The sequence below is a fragment of the Rhizobium sp. BE258 genome, from assembly GCF_031457345.1.
Taxonomy (GTDB): domain Bacteria; phylum Pseudomonadota; class Alphaproteobacteria; order Rhizobiales; family Rhizobiaceae; genus Rhizobium.
The window spans coordinates 41,983-59,299 of sequence record NZ_JAVDWL010000006.1 but is presented as its reverse complement, the minus strand read 5'-3'; the positions used below and the strand labels follow the sequence as shown (position 1 = coordinate 59,299).

Here is a 17,317-nt window from a genome sequence, read left to right as displayed (position 1 = left end):
TCAGGCGTGCGCCGACTCCCAGCCGAGCATCGCCCGCTTGCGCGTCAGCCCCCAGTGATATCCCGTCAGCGCTCCGCTCTTGCCGAGTGCGCGGTGGCACGGCACGACGAAGGAGATCGGGTTGGCGCCGACAGCCGCACCGACGGCGCGCATGGCCTTCGGGCTGCCAATGTCGTTGGCGATGTCGCTATAGGTCACGGCCTTTCCGAAGGGGATCTTCAGCAGGCTTTCCCAGACCCGCACCTGAAAATCGGTACCAATCAGCACGACGCGAAGCGGCTGCTCGGATGACCATTTGCCCGGCTGGAAGATCCGCTCGGCATAAGGCGCCGTCGCCTGCCGGTCTTCGACATACTCGGCATTCGGCCAGCGGCAGGTCATATCCTCCAGGCAGGCCGCCTCGTCGCCGAGATCGCTGAAGGCGAGCCCGGCCAGCCCGCGATCGGTGGCCATTACAAGAGCGACACCGAAGGGCGAGGTGTGGAAACCGTAGCGAATGGTCAGCCCGCCGCCCCTTGCCTTCCACTCGCCCGGAGACATCGCCTCATGGGTGACGAACAGATCGTGCAGACGGCTGGGGCCGGAGAGACCGACCTCGAAAGAGGTCTCCAGCAACGGCAGCTCTTCCTGACGCAGCAGCCGCTTGGCGTGATCGAGCGTCACCGCCTGCAGGAAGGCCTTGGGCGAAAGCCCGGCCCAGCGCGTGAAGGTTTTCTGTAGTTGCGTCGGCGACTGGTTGAGGCGCGCGGCGATGTCTTCCAGCGAGGGCTGGTCGCGATAATCCTCGGTGATCAATTCAATGACCCGGCGAACGGTCTCGTAATCGGGACCATCAGGCGTGATGTCTCTGTTCAGATTTGCGATCATGTTCATCGTATTTCTCCTTGTATCAAGGAGATAATCAAGCGGGATCTGCGAAACCACCCGTTTCTTGCGCGGCTTTTCAGATCCGCTGCTTCACCGTCGCCAGCGCGCCCTTGAAGGCCTTGGCGAAACTTTCGCGATCGTCGGGATTGAGAAACGAGCCAATATCCGTGCGCCGCCCCTGCGCCGCAACATGCATGGAGAGAATGCCGATCTCCTCATGACGCCGCACCAGGAAGCGGGTCCAGAACGGATTGAAATGGTGTTCGATCATCTTGCCTGAAGGGGCAAACTTGCGGATCGCCACGTCGCTTCGCGAAACGGTGACTTCCTCCCGCGCACGTCCGGAGCGGTAGTTCAGCCAGAAAGCACCGTAGAGAAGCGCGAAATCGAGCCCAAAGAAGAAGCCGATCGGCCAAGCGCCCGTCACGACGAAGAATATTGCATGCATGAAGCAGACGGCGCCAGAGAGCACCAGCAGCACACGAAATCCCTTGCGGCCGAGTGACCGGTAGGGGAAGAGTTCGGCGGCGAAAACAGGCTGTTCGACCGCGCTGTCGGCGTTGCTTTCCGTCATGGCTGGTGAGTATAGATTGTCGATGGCCGAACCGAAACTCAAATCCGCTTCCCGCATTTCGCAAAACTCAAAAGTGATCGCCCGCCGCAAGACGGCAGCGGTCCGCAGCGCCTATTCCGAATCCGAACGGGAGGAGATTTTCCGCCGCTTCTCCATCCAGCGGCCGGAACCGAAGGGCGAGCTGGAGCATAGCAATCCCTTCACCCTGGTGGTTGCCGTGGCGCTCTCGGCGCAGGCGACCGACGCCGGCGTCAACAAGGCGACACGGGCGCTTTTCAAGGCCGCCGATACGCCGGAAAAGATGCTTGCCCTCGGCGAGGAAAAGGTCCGCGATTACATCAAGACGATCGGCCTCTATCGCAACAAGGCGAAGAACGTCATCGCCTTGTCGCAGATGCTGGTCGATGAGTTCGGCGGTGTCGTGCCGCAGACGCGCGAAGAGCTGATCCGCCTGCCGGGCGTCGGCCGCAAGACCGCGAATGTCGTCCTCTCCATGGCATTCGGCCAGGCGACGATGGCCGTCGATACGCACATCTTCCGTATCGCCAATCGCATCAGGCTCGCGCCCGGCAAGACGCCCGATGAGGTCGAAGAGCGGATGATGAAGGTGGTGCCGAAGCAATATCTCTACCACGCGCACCACTGGCTGATCCTGCATGGCCGCTATACCTGCAAGGCGAGACGCCCCGAATGCGAGCGCTGCGTCATCGCCGATATCTGCAAGTCTGCCGAGAAGACGTGGGACATCCCCGCGCCGCTCGTCGAGCTACCGCCGCAGATGATCGGCGAGGCCGTCGACTAGGCCGGCGATCGCCTGTTCGTAATCTGCCCGCACCCCACCCTGCTCGATCTCGATCGCAGCACGGTCGAAGGCGGCCGACAACAATGCCGTCAGCGGTCCCAGCTGCGCCGCCGCGGCGGGCAGCATCGCCGCCAAACCCCGGCGCAGGCTTTCCTCCGCATTCTCCCGGTCGATCGCCGAAGCCTCGGCGCCGAGAACCGCTGGCGCCTCCAGCAGCAGCAGCCGTGTACGTCCCTCCGCCGCCATGGCATCGAAATAGGCCGATGCACCCGTGAGCAGTGCATCCCTTGGAGATCCCGCATCCGCCGAGCGGCTCTCGATCTCCTCCGCCACTTTTTCTGCCTCCAGCTCGATGACCGCCCGGAACAGCGCCCGCTTGTCTTCGAAATGGTGATAGAGAGCCCCCCGCGTCACGCCCGCCGCCGAGACGATGTCCGGCGTCGCGGTCTCGGCATAGCCTTTGTCGACAAAGAGGCGGCGCGCAGCCGCGATCAGTGCCTGCTGCGTCTGTTCGGTTCGTTCGCGATTGGTCCTAGTCATATCACCTATTTACATACACACTGCATGTATGTTAAATGAAAAAACATACAATCTGTACGTAAATTGAAAAGGAGCAATGAAATGAAATCGACGAGCTATTATCCGGTCATCATGACCGGCGACGTGGCGGCAACGGCGGCTTTCTACATGACGCATTTCCACTTTCGGGCGCTTTTCGAAAGCGACTGGTATGTCCACCTGCAATCCGCCGAAGACGAGCGGATCAACCTCGCGATCCTGGACGGCAGCCACGAGACCATCCCCGAGCAGGCGCGCGGCAGGGTCTCCGGCCTGCTTCTGAATTTCGAGGTCGAGGATGTCGATACCGTCTACGCGGCCTGCAAGGCGGCCGGGTTGCCGATCATGCGCGATTTGCGTAACGAGGATTTCGGCCAGCGGCACTTCATCACCGCCGACCCCAACGGCGTGCTGATCGACATCATCAAGCCGATCCCGCCGAGCGCTGAATTCGCCGCCATGTACGACGCCTCGGCCCTGCCCGCCTAACCTAACCTCTGAAGGCCGGATCCTTCTGCGACACCAGCTTATGCAGGTGCACCATCATGCCCGCGGCAAAGAGCGGTGTCAGAAGATTGAGAAACGGCACGGCAAGGAAGGCCGCGATGACAAGGCCGCCCAGGAAGACCGTCGATCCGTGCTTTGCCCGGAAGGCGCGGGCCTCCTCGGGCGGCCGGAAGCGCATCGCCGCAAACTCGAAGAATTCCCGCCCGAGCAGGTAGCCGTTCACCACGAAGAAGGCGATCAGATTGACGCCGGGGATGAAGAGCAGAAACAACGCGATGATATTACCGAGGATCACCACGCCGAGGAACTTGATCGAACTCGTCAATGCCGGCCCAAGCGGCATTGCCGTGCCCGGCCGGTCGTTCGGATAATCGCGCTTCTCCACAACCTCGGCAACGTCATCCAGAAACAGACCGGCAATCAGCGCCGTCACCGGAGACAGAAGAAGGGCAAGGCCGAGCGCCAGCCCAAGACCGGCGAGAATGGCTAAGACGAAGCTCAGCCATCCCGCCCATTCCGGCATCTGTGGAAAGAAACCAGCAATCCAGGGAAAGAGCAGCGTCGCAAACAGGCTGCGCAGCACGAACCACAGCCCGACCAGCACCAGAAGCGTCAAACCCAGCACCTTCCAGAACACCGAGCGTGTTTCGGGAGCAAGCAGGTTGCGGAAGGACAGGCGGGCGGCGTCAAGGATCATGCGTGGCGTCTCCGTGGTTTGACCCAGGATGTAGGAATCCCCGCGCAGAACGGCAAGCCGAAATAAAAGTACATGCAGCAATGGAAAACTTGTCTGCAATTGAACACTAATATATACTGGAAAATATTCGATCTAAACTTGAGCCTGAGACGCAGCTTCCGGAAATAGTTGCAAACGGCAAGTCTCGCCCGCGCGCATCCGCAAGACGCGTTTTCGCCAGTGAGGGCCCGTTGCGTGGAAGACTTCGTCCAGAAGCTCAGGCATTACGTGAAGTCCGGCACGCCAGCGGAGCGCCGGATCGCGAAGTATTTCACCGAGCATCTGAACGACCTGCCCTTCGAAACCGCGGCCTCCGTGGCCGACCGGCTGGATCTCAGTCCAATGACGGTCGGGCGCTTCCTGCGGGCGCTCGGCTATCAGGGCCTCGACAGCGTCAAGATCCATATCCGCGAAACGGCGGTCACATCGCCGGTTCAGTTGCAGACCTCGCTCAACGAGCTGCAAACCGATGCATCGAGCGGCAAGCCGTTGGCGCTGCTGGTCACCGAACAGATCCAGGCGATGCACCATATCTACCACCTGACCGCGCAGCCCCAATGGGCTGAGGCGGCGTCGATGATTTCAAGCGCCCGTGAAGTCTTCATCGCCACCCATGTACGCTTGACCGGTTTCGCTTCGCATTTTGCCCAGCGCCTTACCCACGCCCGCGATGGCGTTCGTGCGCTCGATGGATCGGGGAGCCGCTTTGCCGAACTATTCGCCCGACAGACCGGCGAAGGCGCCCTGCTCGTCATTATCGATTGCCGGCGCTTTGCCCGCGCCAGGCTACTTGCCAGAACAGCAAGGCGCTACGGCTACCGGGTGGTGCTGATCACTGCGGAAAACAATGACTGGATGCCGGAACAGTCGAACATCATGCTGACACTGCCGCCGTCACGCGTGCCGGACGAAGACAACCTGCCGCCGCTGATGGCACTGCTCGATTGCCTTTCGGAAACGGTGATTGCTGCGGCCGGCGACGAGGCCTTCCAGCGCGAACGCCGCATGGCGGAATTCGGCGCCATCCTCGGCGAAGGCCGCGGCGGAGGCTAATCCATCGCCTCCAGTTCGGCGCGATGCCGGTACATGGCCAACAGCCGCCGGTACTCGCGGTCGTACATCGCCCGCTTGGCCGCGTTCGGGCTGCGTTCGTCGCCGCCGGGATACATCGCCGTACCGGCCGCTGCTAGATCCTTGTGTAATCCGCAGGCGGCGGAAGCCGCTATCGCCGTACCGAGCAGGACGGCTTCGTTCATCTTTGGCACCACGACCTTACATCCCGTCGCGTCGGAATAAAGCTCCATCAGCACCGGGTTCTTCACGTGGCCGCCGGCCACATGCAGCGTATCCGGAACGTAGCCGTATTCTTTCATCGTCTCGAGGATATGGCGGATACCAAGTGCAATCCCGACGGCAGTCCGCCAATAGAGCGCGCAAAGACCGTCGAAGGAGGTATCGAGCGTCAGCCCGCTGACAACGCCGACGGCGTGGGGATCTGCAAGCGGCGAGCGGTTGCCATGAAAGTCAGGCAGTACGAAGATCCTGGCGCCAAGCGCATCGTCGCCTTCTTCAGCACGGAGCTGAGCGACACGGGCTGCGATCTTCTGATGCAACGCCGCCGTCGGCTCGCCGCCGGCCGCATGCATGCGCACGATATGATCAAGCAGGGCGCCGGTCGCCGACTGGCCGCCTTCGACAAGCCAGGACTGCGGAAACACCGCTTCGTAATATGGGCCCCACATGCCGTGGCTCGGCCGCCGTTCGCGCGAAAACGAAACGATGCAGCTTGATGTGCCTGCAATCAGCGCCAGCTGGCGTTCAAGTTCGCGCGGGTCGGCCGCATAGCCGCCGAGTGTGCCAAGCGCACCGGCATAGGCATCGACCATCCCGGCCGCAACATGGCAGGCGGTCGTCAGCCCCAGCGCCGAGGCAGCCTCCTGCGTCAACGTCCCGACGCTGGAACCGACCGGCACCGTTTCATCGGGCAAGTGCCCACGCTCGAGCAGATCGTCGAGACCGATCTGCGCCAGGAAGTCCTTCCGCCAGCCGTCTTTCTCATGCGACAGATAATTCCACTTTGCCGTCAGCGTGCAGCGTGAGCGCGCCAGCGATCCGGTCGCCTTCCAGGTCATGAAGTCGGCAAGATCGAAGAAGTAGCCGGCATTCATCCAGGTGCCCGGCAGCTTCGTCTTCAGCCACATCAGCTTCGGCATCTCCATCTCGGGAGACATGAAATGCCCGGAATGTTCGAGAACGGCATGCTGCGTCGCCGTGCAGAAATCCGCTTCCTGCAGCGCCCGGTGATCCAGCCAGACGATGGTATCGAACCGCCTTTCGCCGCCGGTCGAAACAGAAATCTGCCGCCCCTCGACATCGCGCACGACAAGCGAACACGTCCCGTCAAAGCCGATCGCACCGATCGAAGCAGGCGCCACGCCGGACTGCTCAACGGCCTTGCGGACCGAGATGCAGACGGCGGACCAGATATTTTCGGAATCGTGCTCGGCGTGGTTTTCGCGCGGCCTGTTCATGATGATTGGATGCTCGGCCTTGCCCAGCAACCGGCCGCCGGCATCGAAGACGCCGGCGCGCGCACTGCCGGTGCCAACATCCACCGCAACCACGTGATCATGCATCAGGGGTGCATCCCATCCAGCTTTTGTTTCTGGATAAGGTGGAGCAATTCAGGCATTACGTCAAACACGGCTTCGGGCGAAAGCCGGTCAAGTTCAGCACGATAGCCCTCGAAATTGGCGTGGGAACCGCCTGTAAAGGCAAAGACGCGCATACCGGCGGCCTTTGCCGCCTCAATGCCCGCCGGGCTGTCTTCGATCACCACGCAATTCTTCGGCTCGACCTGCATTTCACGCGCTGCATGCAGAAAAAGGTCCGGTGCCGGCTTGCCGTTTTTCACCATGCTGGCGCTAAAGATATTCGGCAGCTTGCCGATCAGCCCGGTGACGGAAAGTGAAAGCTTGATACGCTCGACTTGGCTCGACGAGGCGACACAGCAGGGAATATCGAGCGCGTCGATGGTCTCACCGATGCCTTCGATCGGCTTCAGCTCCTTGCGGAACCGGCCATAAAGATCGACCCGCATCCGCTCGAGAAACTCCTCGCCGGCATGGACGTGATAGTCGCTCTTCATCGTTTCGATGACAGTCGCGAGGCTCTTGCCGAGGAAGCGGCCATAGACCTCGTCTTCAGTGATCGGCACGCCGAGATCGTTCATCGCCTTGACGAGAACGTTGACGGAAATCGGCTCGCTATCGACGAGCACGCCGTCGCAATCGAATATGACCAGCCGTGTCTCAGCATCAGTCATGGAAGACCAACCATCGTTCTAGGACGCATGACCGTCCTGCATCCCGCCAGGCGGCAACGGCGGCATGTGCCGCCGTCATATCTGCTTACACTGCAAGCTTGCCGTCGAGATAGAGCTGCAGCGTCTCGCGAGTGCCCTTTTCCCACAGCGTTTTCAGGGCATGGGCGAAGCGCTTGCGGAAGAGCTCCGATTTCGCGACTTCGCCGAAGATATCGTCAAAGGCGAGGAAGGCCGCCGGATCGTCCTTGGCCTTGATCGCCGCCGCATGCAGGCGGTCGGCGCTGGCATCGTTGAAGACGATGTCCTTGCCGCTGTCTGTCTTGCCGGCGAAGTAGCGGCACCAGAGCGCCGAGACCAGCGAGAGACCGACCACGTCCCGGCCCTGGCTAAGATTGTCGAGCGTCGAGGGCAGGATGAATTTCGGCTGCCGGTTGGAACCGTCCTGCGCCAGACGCGGGATGGTGTCGGCGATCTTCGGGTTCAGCAGGCGGCGCTCGATCAGCTCGAAATAGTCCTGCAGCGAGGTATTAGGTACCGGCGGCACGATCGGGATGATCTCGTCCCTCTCGAGCTTCGCCAGGAAGGCGCGGATCAGCGGATCTTCCATGGAATCGTGAACGAAGTGGATGTCCATCAGCGCTGCCGGATAGGCAATCGCCGCATGGCCGCCGTTCAGGATGCGGATCTTCATATGCTCGTAAGGCGTGACATCGGGCACGAAGGTGACGCCGACCTTCTCTAGCGCGGGGCGGCCCGCGGTGAACTTGTCTTCCAGCACCCACTGCTTGAATTCCTCGCAGTAGACGGGCCAGTTGTCCTCGATGCCGAACTGATCCTTCAGCAGGTCGATTTCACGCTGACCGGTTGCCGGCGTGATGCGGTCGACCATGGCATTCGGGAAGGCGACATTGGCCTTGATCCAATCGGCAAAGGCAGGATCGGACAGCTTCGCCGTACCGACGACGGCATTGGTCGTGACCACGCCATTATGCGGAATGTTGTCACAGGACATCACCGTAAACGGAACGATGCCCTTGTCCTTGCGCGCCTTCAGACCGGCGACGATCAGGCCGAACACGGTCTTCGGCTCGGACGGATTCTTGCCGTCGGCGGCGATTGCTGGATGCTCCGGATTGAATTTGCCGGACGCGTCGATGAAATAGCCGCCCTCGGTAATCGTCATCGAGACGATGCGGATGGAGGGATCCGCAAGCTTGGCGATGATCGCCTTGGAATCGCCGACCGGCAGGATGTCGATCATTGGTCCGGTGACCCGGGCCGCCGTCTTGTTGTTGTCCTGCTCGACCACCGTCGTCAGGAAATCCTGCGCCGCGAGCTTTTCGCGCATTGACGCATCCGACGGCAGCATGCCGGCGCCGACAAGCGCCCAGTCGTGATCCTGCCCCTCGTTGAAGAGGTCGTCGAGATAGATCGCCTGATGGGCGCGATGAAAATTGCCGACGCCGAAGTGCACGATGCCGGCTGAGAGCGACGCCCGGTCATAGGCCGGAACCGTGGCCGTCTTGGCCGCCTCGGTAAGCGTTGCCAGCGATAGTTTGCACGTCATGATACAGTCCTCTTGAGGTCTTCCGGAGCGGCCTCCCACTCCAGGTCTCGGCGGACCGAGCACCGCGCCCGCTCCGCATGGCCACCCCGGCCCGGTCTCGCCCTATATAGCGATACCGCCCTCGTTGAATTTGTGGAGCCGCGCCTTGTCGGGCGTGACGTAGACGGTGTCGCCAGCCTTGGCTGCAAAGTCTCCACCACCGCGCGCCGTCATCGGGCCGATACCGTCGACATCGATATGCAGGAAGGTGTCGGAGCCGAGATGTTCAGCAACCGTGACCCTGCCCTTCCACTGACCGCTTTCCATCGACAGCGCCACATGCTCGGGACGGACGCCGATCGTATGGGCGCCGAGCTGTGCTGCGTTCTGCCCGGTGATGAAGTTCATCTTCGGCGAACCGATGAAGCCGGCGACGAAGAGGTTGCGCGGGCTTTTGTAGAGCTCCAGCGGCGAGCCGACCTGCTCGATATTGCCGCGGTTGAGAACGACGATCTTGTCGGCCATGGTCATGGCTTCCACCTGGTCGTGGGTGACATAGATCATCGTCGTCTTCAGCTGCTGGTGCAACTCGCTGATCTCGAGGCGCATGTTGACGCGCAGCGCCGCATCGAGGTTCGACAGCGGTTCGTCGAACAGGAAGGCCGACGGCTGGCGAACGATGGCGCGGCCGATGGCGACACGCTGGCGCTGGCCGCCCGAAAGCTGACGCGGCTTGCGCTCCAGATAGTCGGTCAGGTTCAGCACGCGTGCCGCGTCCGCCACCTTGCGGTCGATCTCGGCCTTGTCCATGCCCGCCATCTTCAGCGGGAAGGCGATGTTGTTGCGCACGCTCATATGCGGATAAAGCGCATAGGACTGGAACACCATCGCCAGCCGGCGTTCGGACGGCGCCTGCTCGGTCGCGTCCTTGCCGTCGATGACGATCTTGCCGCCGCTGACATCCTCGAGCCCGGCGATCAGCCGCAGCAGCGTGGACTTGCCGCAGCCCGATGGTCCGACGAAGACGACGAACTCGCCGTCCTTGATCTCGAGGTCGATCGAAGGGATGACCTTGGCTTCGCCGAAGACCTTCGAGACTTTCTGAAGGGTAATGCTGCCCATGTTTCTCTCCCTGTCGTCTTATTTCACCGCGCCGAAGGTCAGGCCGCGGACGAGTTGTTTCTGCGAGAACCAGCCGAGGATCAGGATCGGGGCGATCGCCATGGTCGATGCTGCCGAGAGCTTGGCGTAAAACAGGCCCTCGGGGCTGGAATAGGAAGCGATGAAGGCCGTCAGCGGCGCTGCCTTGGAGGCAGACAGGTTGAGGGTCCAGAAGGCTTCGTTCCAGGCCAGGATGATGTTGAGCAGCAGCGTCGAGGCAATGCCGGGAATGGCCATCGGCGTCAGCACATAGATGATTTCCTTGGCGAGCGAGGCACCGTCCATGCGGGCCGCCTCGAGGATCTCGCCGGGGATTTCCTTGAAGTAGGTATAGAGCATCCAGACGATGATCGGCAGGTTGATGAGCGTCAGCACGATCACCAGGCCCATGCGGCTGTCCAGCAGTCCGGTGTTGCGGAACATCAGATAGATCGGGATGAGCGCGCCGACCGGCGGCATCATCTTCGTCGACAGCATCCACATCAGAACGTCCTTGGTCCGCTTGGTCGGCGAAAACGCCATGGCCCAGGCGGCCGGAATGGCGATGATCAGGCCGAGCAGCGTCGAGCCGAAGGAGATGATCACCGAGTTCATGAAGTGGCCGAGATAGTTCGACCGGCTCTGCACTTCCGCATAGTTCTCCGTCGTCCAGTGGAAGAACAGGAACTGCGGCGGCGAGGCGATCGCATCGGCTTCCGACTTGAAGCTCGTCAGGAACGTCCAGAGGATCGGGAAGAAGATCAGGATCCCCAGCGTCCAGGCGATCGCGGTCATGATGACCTTGCGCTGTGTGGTGACTTTGCGGGCCATCTTACGCCTCCAGGTTCTTGCCGACGAGGCGGACAAGGAAGATCGCGACGATATTGGCGAGGATGACAGCGACGATACCGCCTGCCGAAGCACCGCCGATATCGAACTGCAGGAGCGCCTGGACATAGACCAGATAGGTCAGGTTGGTGCTCTGCGTGCCGGGGCCGCCATTGGTGGTGACGAGGATTTCGGCGAAGACCGAAAGCAGGAAGATCGTCTGGATCAGGATGACCACGGTGATGGCGCGCGCCATATGCGGCAGGACGATATAGATGAATTTCGAAACGACACCCGCACCATCCATTTCGGCGGCTTCCTGCTGTTCCTCATCGAGTGACTGCAGTGCCGTCAGCATGATCAGCGTGGCAAACGGCAGCCACTGCCAGGCGACGATCAGGATGATCGAGAAAAGCGGCGCATTGGCCAGCCAGTCGTAAGGCTGCAATCCGAGCGCCTTGGCGAGATGCGCGAAGAGCCCGTTGACCGGGTTCATGAACATGTTCTTCCAGACAAGCGCTGCCACCGTCGGCATGACGAAGAAGGGCGCGATGACCAGGATGCGAACGATGCCCTGCCCGTAGATATCCTGGTTCAGCAGGATCGCGAAGGCGATACCGCCGACGACCGTGATCAACAGGACGCCGAGCACCAGCAGCAGCGTATTTGCCAGAGCGGAGAAGAAGGCCGGATCCGTCAGGAAGTACTGATAGTTCAGGAAGCCGACAAAGCTTTCCATGCCCGGGCTGAGCAGATTGTAGTTCAGCAGCGAGAAGTAGATCGTCATCGCCAGCGGGATGAGCGACCACAGCAGCAGGAGAATGACCGAAGGTGCCATCATCATGCGCGCGGCTGAGCGGGTGTGTAACGTTGCCATGGCAATTACCGATCATGTCTGGAGTGGCGAACGGCTGCAGGGCAGCAAAGAAAAAAAGGGGCCGCCGATGCAGTTCGGGCAATTCGGCGGCCCAGTTGAGTGGAATGTCAAGCATTCCAACCCGTTCTCAGGAGGTTATTACTTGATGTAACCAGCCTTGGTCATTTCACGCGTGGTCAGCTGCTGTGCGCTCTGGAGAGCCTGGTCGACCGAAAGCTGGCCGGCAAGCGCTGCGGAGAACTGCTGTCCAACGGCCGTACCGATGCCCTGGAATTCCGGGATCGCCACGAACTGGACGCCGACATAGGGGACCGGCTTGACGGTCGGCTTGGTCGGGTCAGCCGAGTTGATGCTATCAAGCGTCATCTTCGCGAAAGGTGCTGCCTTCTGGTAATCGGCATTCGCATAGAGCGAAGAACGGGTACCGGGAGGTGCATTCAGCCAGCCTTCCTTTGCAGCGACCAGCTCGGTGTAGTGCTTGCTGGTAGCCCAGGCGACGAACTTTTCAGCCGCTTCGACCTTCTGCGAGCCTGCCGGGATGGCGAGGTTCCAGGCCCAGAGCCAGTTGCCGCGCTTGCCGAGGCCCTTGTCCGGAGCCAGAGCGAAACCGACCTTGTCGGCAACCTGCGATTCCTTCGGGTTGCTGACGAAGGATGCTGCCACGGTGGCATCGATCCACATGCCGCACTTGCCGGTCTGGAAGAGCGCCAGGTTTTCGTTGAAGCCGTTGGAAGAAGCACCCGGAGGGCCGGCTTCCTTCATCAGGTTGACGTAGAAGTTCAGCGTGTCCTTCCACTCGGGCTGGTCGAACTGCGGCTTCCACTGCTCATCGAACCAGCGTGCGCCGAAGGAATTCGACATGGCCGTCAGGAACGCCATGTTTTCGCCCCAGCCGGCCTTGCCGCGAAGGCAAATGCCGTAGACTTCCTTGTCCTTGTTGGTGATCTTCTTCGCAGCGTCTGCGATGAAATCCCAGGTCGGAGCGTCGGGCATCTTGAGACCGGCAGCTTCGAACAGGTCCTTGCGGTACATGACCATCGAGCTTTCGCCGTAGAACGGCGCTGCATAGAGCTTGCCGTCTGCAGTCAGACCGCTGCGGATTGCCGGCAGCAGGTCGTCGGCATCGTAGTCGGCGCCGAGATTGTCGAGCGGCAGAAGCCAGCCCTGCTTTGCCCAGATCGGAACTTCGTAAGTGCCGATCGTCAGAACGTCATACTGACCGCCCTTGGTGGCGATGTCAGTGGTGACCTTCTGGCGGAGCACGTTCTCTTCGAGCGTGACCCATTCCAGGTCGATGTCGGGATTGGATTTTTTGAAGTCATCCGTCAGCTTCTGCATACGGATCATGTCGCCGTTGTTCACGGTCGCGATTGTGAGCGTTTCAGCCGAAGCCATGCCCGCAAACGCCAGTGCCGAGCAGGCGCCCAGCAGAAGAGTTCTCAATGTCATATCTTCCTCCCAGAAGATGAGTGTGAGCATTCGCTTTGCTCATGGGCAATTACTCACAGGAGGTTACAGAATGTCAATCCGCATTCGTTGCTGCGGTAGCGAAAGGGACACTTATGGCGTTGATTTAAAACAAAATAATTTTTGCTCAGGCTGTGAGCAAAAACTCGGCAGTTGCCTCATCGGTGATCAAAGCGTTGATCTGGCGGCCGACGATGGCGGCTCGTATCGCCTTGAATTTGCGCTTTCCCTTGGCGATTCCGATGACGGTGGATGAGTCGCGCGGCGGGATCGGCGCCGAGGCAACGCGCTCGTTGATCGGGTTGTCGAGAAGCTTCCCGTCACCGTCGAAAATCCAGCCACAGATCTCGCCGACGGCGCCATTGCGCATCAGCTCCATCATCTCGTCCTTCTCGAGAAAACCATCGACGCAGAGCGGACCATCGATGCCGAGCTCCCCGATACCGACGAAGGTGACATCCGATTGCGAGCTGATCTCCAGCGTCGAGCGCACCAGCTGCTGGCTGTGCAGCATTTCACGCTCTTCCGCCGACGTAACGAGAACCGGCAGCGGCATCGGGAAATGCCGCGCCTTCACGGCATCGGCCATGCTGAAAATCACGTTGTAATAGGCCGCCGACCCATCGGGCGTGATGTTGCCGGTCAGGGAGACGATGCGGTGTTCGGGACATTCGAGCTGCGGCAGCTGATCGACGGCCGCTTTCAACGTACGGCCGGTACCGACGGCAAGCACGATCGGCTCGGGCCGCTTCAGCCAACGCTCGATTTCCGCAGCCGCCGCCTCGGCAATGCCGATCGTCGTTGAAGAAGAGCCTGGATCGCTGGGCACGATTTCCACATAACGCAGATCGAATTTCTTGCGCAGCTGATTGCCGAGTTCGAGACAGGCGGCGATCGGATGATCGAGCCGCACCTTGATCAGTTTCTCGGCAACGGCAAGCGAAACGAGACGCTGCGCCGACTGGCGCGAGATGCCCATCGTCGAAGCAATCTCATCCTGCGTCCGGCCCGCGACATAATAGAGCCACCCTGCTCGCGCCGCGTCATCCAGCCGTCCCGGAGTATCGGTTCTCTTTGCCATCTAGCTTCTACCGCGCAAAATAAGCCGGCGTTTTACCGGGTGAATATGACCATGAATCTCTAATGCGCCAGATCAAAACAAAAATGGGCAAATGTCGAGTGTGTTGAAGAAATGCGTGACAGATTTCGTCTTGGCGACCTGTCAGGCAAACCAGTTGGCGATAACGAAAGCTGCCGCCTTGATGATCCCGTAGACCATACCGCCGACGACGGTCGCCGATAGTCCGGCAGCGATCACGCCGAGGATGACGAACAAGCCGTCGCGGCCGAGAATACCGAAGGAGAACAGGCAGATCGCCAGCGCCGGCAGCATATTCCCAAGCGGGATCGGCAGCGTCAGGATGATCGCCATCACCAGACAGAGGAAGCCGGAAAGATATTCCGCCGGCGGCTCGACAAGCACCGAAAGCCGCGGCTTCAGCATCCGCTCGGCGAAAGCCAGCTTCCGATGAATACGCGAAATGATCGCTTCGAAATCCTCGCGGCGCATCGACCGGTCAGCGATCACCTTCGGCAGCCACGGTTTGAGACCGAAGGTCAGCTGTGCCGCGAGAAAGAGCAGCGGCGCTCCGAGGATCGCCGAGGTCCCGGGCGGCGTCGGCACGAGGTTCGGCAGCGCGAAAACCAGCATCAGAGCGCCGATCGCCCGGTCGCCCATCGTTTCGAAAATATCCCGGATGGAGATGCGCTCGCGCGAGCGGTCACTGGCCATCTGCCTGAGAATTGCCGACAGGCGGCGCGCCCTCGGCCGTGGATTACGCGGCAGGCGCCCCCGCGCCATATCCATGCTTTCGATCGTCATAAAACCCCGGAAATTCGATTTCGTGTGCTTGATACCATCCAAATATGAACCTTCTCTGCTGAATGTGCCGCCATCATGACGGCGGCGCTTCTCGATCGCGGCCATTGCAAGGCCATTTTTCGCCGTCACGCCATGCTTGACCCCCGCCAGCGCCAGGCGCTACTCATTCTCCAGGGAGAAATTGCGTGCGAATTCTGTTGGTTGAAGACGATGGAATGATTGGCGAGGCGGTGCGCGACCATGTGGCCGCCGCTGGCCACGCCATCGACTGGATGCGCACGATCGGCGACGCGCAGGCGGCGGAAAAATCGGTCGATTACGGGCTGATCCTGCTCGACCTGCAGCTGCCGGATGGTACAGGCATCGAGTTCCTAAAGGCGCTGAGGGGACGCGGCAAGACCGTGCCCGTCATCATCCTGACGGCGCGCGACCAGATATCCGACCGCATAGAGGGTTTGAATGCCGGTGCCGACGATTATCTCGTCAAGCCGTTCAATCTCGGCGAACTCGAAGCCCGCATCATGGCGGTCGCCCGCCGCTACGGCGCCAATCCGCACCCGATCATCAAGATCGCCGATATCGAGATCGATCGCCCCCAGCACAAGCTTGCGGTCGCTGGTGAGTCGATCGTTCTGACCAGCCGTGAATGGGCCGTGCTCGATCTGCTGGTTGCCCGGCCCGGCGCGATCGTGCCCAAGGATCGGATCGAAGAGGCGCTCTACGCTTTCGGATCGGAAATCGAGAGCAACACCGTCGAAGTCTATGTCAGCCGGCTGCGCAAGAAGATCGGCAAGGACCGCATCCGCACCGCCCGCGGCATCGGCTACACATTGGGCGAAGCATGAGACGCGAACCGAGCATTACCCGGCCGCTGATCCTGGCGCTGACCAGTATCGTCGTGCTCTTCTGGCTGATTGCCATCGGCCTCAGCATTCGCGTCATGCAGCACGAGTTCTCGGAGATCTTCGACAGCGCCCAGGAAGAAACGACGCAGCGGCTGCTGGCACTGATCGTCGACGACCTCGACCAGCGCACCGTCACCGATCCGCGCAGCGTCGCGATGCTGAATACGGCCGCCAGCCGCGAATATCTGACCTATCAGCTGCGCGACAAGACCGGCAAGGTCGTGCTGCGTTCCAATGATGCGCCGGCCGAGCCGTTTAGCTCACCGCTCACCCACGGATTTCACGACACACAAACCCACCGGATCTATACCGAGGCGACAGCCGATGGCGCTCTGTTCATGCAGGTCGCGGACCGCTTTGGCAATCGCCGCGAGGCCGTGCGGGAAAGTGCTGCCACCCTTCTCTGGCCCCTCATCGTGCTGATCCCGGCAAGTATTTTCGCCGTCTGGTTCGTGGTCGGCCGCGCGCTGAAACCGATCGAAACGTTGCGCCAGGACATTGCCACCAAGGACGGTGGCAACATGGCGCCGATCGAGAGCGGCCGCCTGCCGCGCGAGATCAAGCCGATCGGCCGTTCCGTCAATCTGCTGCTGGCTAGGCTGAGGTCGGCGCTGGAAGCCGAGCGCGAATTCACCGCCAACAGCGCCCACGAACTCAGAACCCCGATCGCGGGCGCCCTGGCGCAAACGCAGCGGCTCGCCGAAGAGCTTCCGCCCGGCCCAGTGCGGCAGCGGGCCAAGCAGGTGGAGACCTCATTGGTCAATCTCGGCCGCCTCGCGGAAAAATTGCTGCAGCTCTCCCGCGCCGAAGCCGGCATCGGCAAGAGCGACGTAGCCTCCGACCTGAAGCCGGTGCTCGACATGCTGATGACCGACTATGCCCGCGACAGCCGCACTGATGGCCTCATCGCCTATGAGGCCCGAAACGGCGCAACGCTTGTGCGCAACGCCGACGTCGATGCCTTCGGCATCGTTATCCGCAATCTGGTCGAAAACGCCCTCTCTCATGGAGACCCCGGGCAGGAGGTTTCGGTCTCACTGGATGGGGAAGGCACCATTCGCGTGGTCAACGACAGTCCGGTGATTTCTGCGGCAGACCTCGGCAATCTCAAGCGGCGCTTCCGCCGGGGGGCGACCAACGCGCCGGGATCTGGTCTCGGCCTCGCGATCGCCGACCGCATCACCACCCAGATGGGCGGGACGCTGGAACTGCTGTCACCGGCAAGCGGCAGGCAATCCGGCTTCGAAGCGCGGGTCACGCTCCCTGCATAGGGCTTGCAAATCCACGCAAACGATGCGAGCAG

At 61.2% G+C, this 17,317-nt stretch carries 19 protein-coding genes; 6 read left to right on the top strand and 13 right to left on the bottom strand.

The window, feature by feature from the left end:
- Together J2X43_RS20885 and J2X43_RS20880 are read right to left on the bottom strand one after the other, a co-directional pair.
- A complete protein-coding gene (locus tag J2X43_RS20885; protein ID WP_310296808.1) occupies window positions 1–873 on the bottom strand; it encodes a bifunctional helix-turn-helix domain-containing protein/methylated-DNA--[protein]-cysteine S-methyltransferase in 873 nt (290 codons plus the stop codon).
- Between the two features lie 70 nt (window positions 874–943).
- Window positions 944–1,441 carry a DUF2244 domain-containing protein gene (locus J2X43_RS20880; RefSeq protein WP_310297524.1) on the bottom strand — a complete coding sequence of 166 codons (498 nt, stop codon included), beginning with the start codon at window positions 1,439–1,441 and terminating at the stop codon, window positions 944–946.
- Between the two features lie 22 nt (window positions 1,442–1,463).
- Here J2X43_RS20880 and nth point away from each other — a divergent pair, with 22 nt between their 5' ends.
- The gene (gene nth, locus J2X43_RS20875; protein WP_310296806.1) at window positions 1,464–2,243 is read left to right on the top strand and encodes an endonuclease III; all 780 of its coding nucleotides are present in this window, start codon (window positions 1,464–1,466) and stop codon (window positions 2,241–2,243) included.
- Here the strand turns inward: nth and J2X43_RS20870 are convergent.
- Complete coding sequence (locus J2X43_RS20870; protein ID WP_310296805.1) at window positions 2,208–2,783, bottom strand: TetR family transcriptional regulator; 576 nt, start codon at window positions 2,781–2,783, stop codon at window positions 2,208–2,210. The genes nth and J2X43_RS20870 overlap by 36 nt on opposite strands.
- 81 nt (window positions 2,784–2,864) lie before the next feature.
- Between J2X43_RS20870 and J2X43_RS20865 the strand changes: the two genes are divergently transcribed.
- Entirely contained in the window at window positions 2,865–3,290 is a 426-nt protein-coding gene (locus tag J2X43_RS20865) for a VOC family protein (RefSeq protein ID WP_310296803.1), read from the top strand.
- 1 nt (window position 3,291) lies between these two features.
- On the opposite strand, the gene J2X43_RS20860 is transcribed toward J2X43_RS20865, so the two are convergent.
- Entirely contained in the window at window positions 3,292–4,005 is a 714-nt protein-coding gene (locus J2X43_RS20860; RefSeq protein WP_310296801.1) for a sulfate transporter family protein, read from the bottom strand.
- A gap of 234 nt (window positions 4,006–4,239) precedes the next feature.
- Here J2X43_RS20860 and J2X43_RS20855 point away from each other — a divergent pair, with 234 nt between their 5' ends.
- Window positions 4,240–5,097 carry a MurR/RpiR family transcriptional regulator gene (locus tag J2X43_RS20855; RefSeq protein WP_112385652.1) on the top strand — a complete coding sequence of 286 codons (858 nt, stop codon included), beginning with the start codon at window positions 4,240–4,242 and terminating at the stop codon, window positions 5,095–5,097.
- On the opposite strand, the gene J2X43_RS20850 is transcribed toward J2X43_RS20855, so the two are convergent.
- From J2X43_RS20850 to J2X43_RS20825, 6 genes are all read right to left on the bottom strand, one after another.
- Window positions 5,094–6,680 (bottom strand): FGGY-family carbohydrate kinase, encoded by a 1,587-nt coding sequence (locus tag J2X43_RS20850; RefSeq protein ID WP_310296798.1) that lies wholly within the window; start codon window positions 6,678–6,680, stop codon window positions 5,094–5,096. The genes J2X43_RS20855 and J2X43_RS20850 overlap by 4 nt on opposite strands.
- Window positions 6,680–7,369, bottom strand: coding sequence for an HAD family hydrolase (locus J2X43_RS20845; RefSeq protein WP_310296797.1), 690 nt, complete (start codon window positions 7,367–7,369; stop codon window positions 6,680–6,682). Before J2X43_RS20845 ends, J2X43_RS20850 begins: the two co-directional genes overlap by 1 nt.
- 85 nt (window positions 7,370–7,454) lie before the next feature.
- Window positions 7,455–8,936: a mannitol dehydrogenase family protein gene (locus J2X43_RS20840; protein ID WP_310296796.1), complete on the bottom strand. Its 1,482-nt coding sequence runs from the start codon at window positions 8,934–8,936 to the stop codon at window positions 7,455–7,457.
- A 102-nt stretch (window positions 8,937–9,038) separates the two neighbouring features.
- Window positions 9,039–10,037: an ABC transporter ATP-binding protein gene (locus tag J2X43_RS20835; RefSeq protein ID WP_310296793.1), complete on the bottom strand. Its 999-nt coding sequence runs from the start codon at window positions 10,035–10,037 to the stop codon at window positions 9,039–9,041.
- Between the two features lie 18 nt (window positions 10,038–10,055).
- Window positions 10,056–10,886: a carbohydrate ABC transporter permease gene (locus J2X43_RS20830; protein ID WP_112385657.1), complete on the bottom strand. Its 831-nt coding sequence runs from the start codon at window positions 10,884–10,886 to the stop codon at window positions 10,056–10,058.
- A gap of 1 nt (window position 10,887) precedes the next feature.
- Entirely contained in the window at window positions 10,888–11,760 is an 873-nt protein-coding gene (locus tag J2X43_RS20825; RefSeq protein ID WP_112385658.1) for a carbohydrate ABC transporter permease, read from the bottom strand.
- On the opposite strand from J2X43_RS20825, the gene J2X43_RS20820 reads away from it, so the two are divergent.
- Window positions 11,705–11,911 carry a hypothetical protein gene (locus J2X43_RS20820; RefSeq protein ID WP_310297611.1) on the top strand — a complete coding sequence of 69 codons (207 nt, stop codon included), beginning with the start codon at window positions 11,705–11,707 and terminating at the stop codon, window positions 11,909–11,911. The two genes, J2X43_RS20825 and J2X43_RS20820, sit on opposite strands and share 56 nt — an antisense overlap.
- Here the strand turns inward: J2X43_RS20820 and J2X43_RS20815 are convergent.
- From J2X43_RS20815 to J2X43_RS20805, 3 genes are all read right to left on the bottom strand, one after another.
- Complete coding sequence (locus J2X43_RS20815; RefSeq protein WP_112385730.1) at window positions 11,899–13,209, bottom strand: sugar ABC transporter substrate-binding protein; 1,311 nt, start codon at window positions 13,207–13,209, stop codon at window positions 11,899–11,901. The two genes, J2X43_RS20820 and J2X43_RS20815, sit on opposite strands and share 13 nt — an antisense overlap.
- Before the next feature lie 145 nt (window positions 13,210–13,354).
- Window positions 13,355–14,308, bottom strand: a complete 954-nt coding sequence (locus J2X43_RS20810; RefSeq protein WP_310296791.1) for a sugar-binding transcriptional regulator — start codon at window positions 14,306–14,308, stop codon at window positions 13,355–13,357.
- A 141-nt stretch (window positions 14,309–14,449) separates the two neighbouring features.
- Window positions 14,450–15,109 carry an exopolysaccharide biosynthesis protein gene (locus J2X43_RS20805; RefSeq protein ID WP_310296790.1) on the bottom strand — a complete coding sequence of 220 codons (660 nt, stop codon included), beginning with the start codon at window positions 15,107–15,109 and terminating at the stop codon, window positions 14,450–14,452.
- Between the two features lie 185 nt (window positions 15,110–15,294).
- Between J2X43_RS20805 and J2X43_RS20800 the strand changes: the two genes are divergently transcribed.
- Window positions 15,295–15,954 (top strand): response regulator transcription factor, encoded by a 660-nt coding sequence (locus tag J2X43_RS20800; protein ID WP_112385660.1) that lies wholly within the window; start codon window positions 15,295–15,297, stop codon window positions 15,952–15,954.
- Window positions 15,951–17,285: an ATP-binding protein gene (locus J2X43_RS20795; protein ID WP_310296788.1), complete on the top strand. Its 1,335-nt coding sequence runs from the start codon at window positions 15,951–15,953 to the stop codon at window positions 17,283–17,285. Before J2X43_RS20800 ends, J2X43_RS20795 begins: the two co-directional genes overlap by 4 nt.
- The last annotated feature ends 32 nt before the right edge of the window (window positions 17,286–17,317 follow it).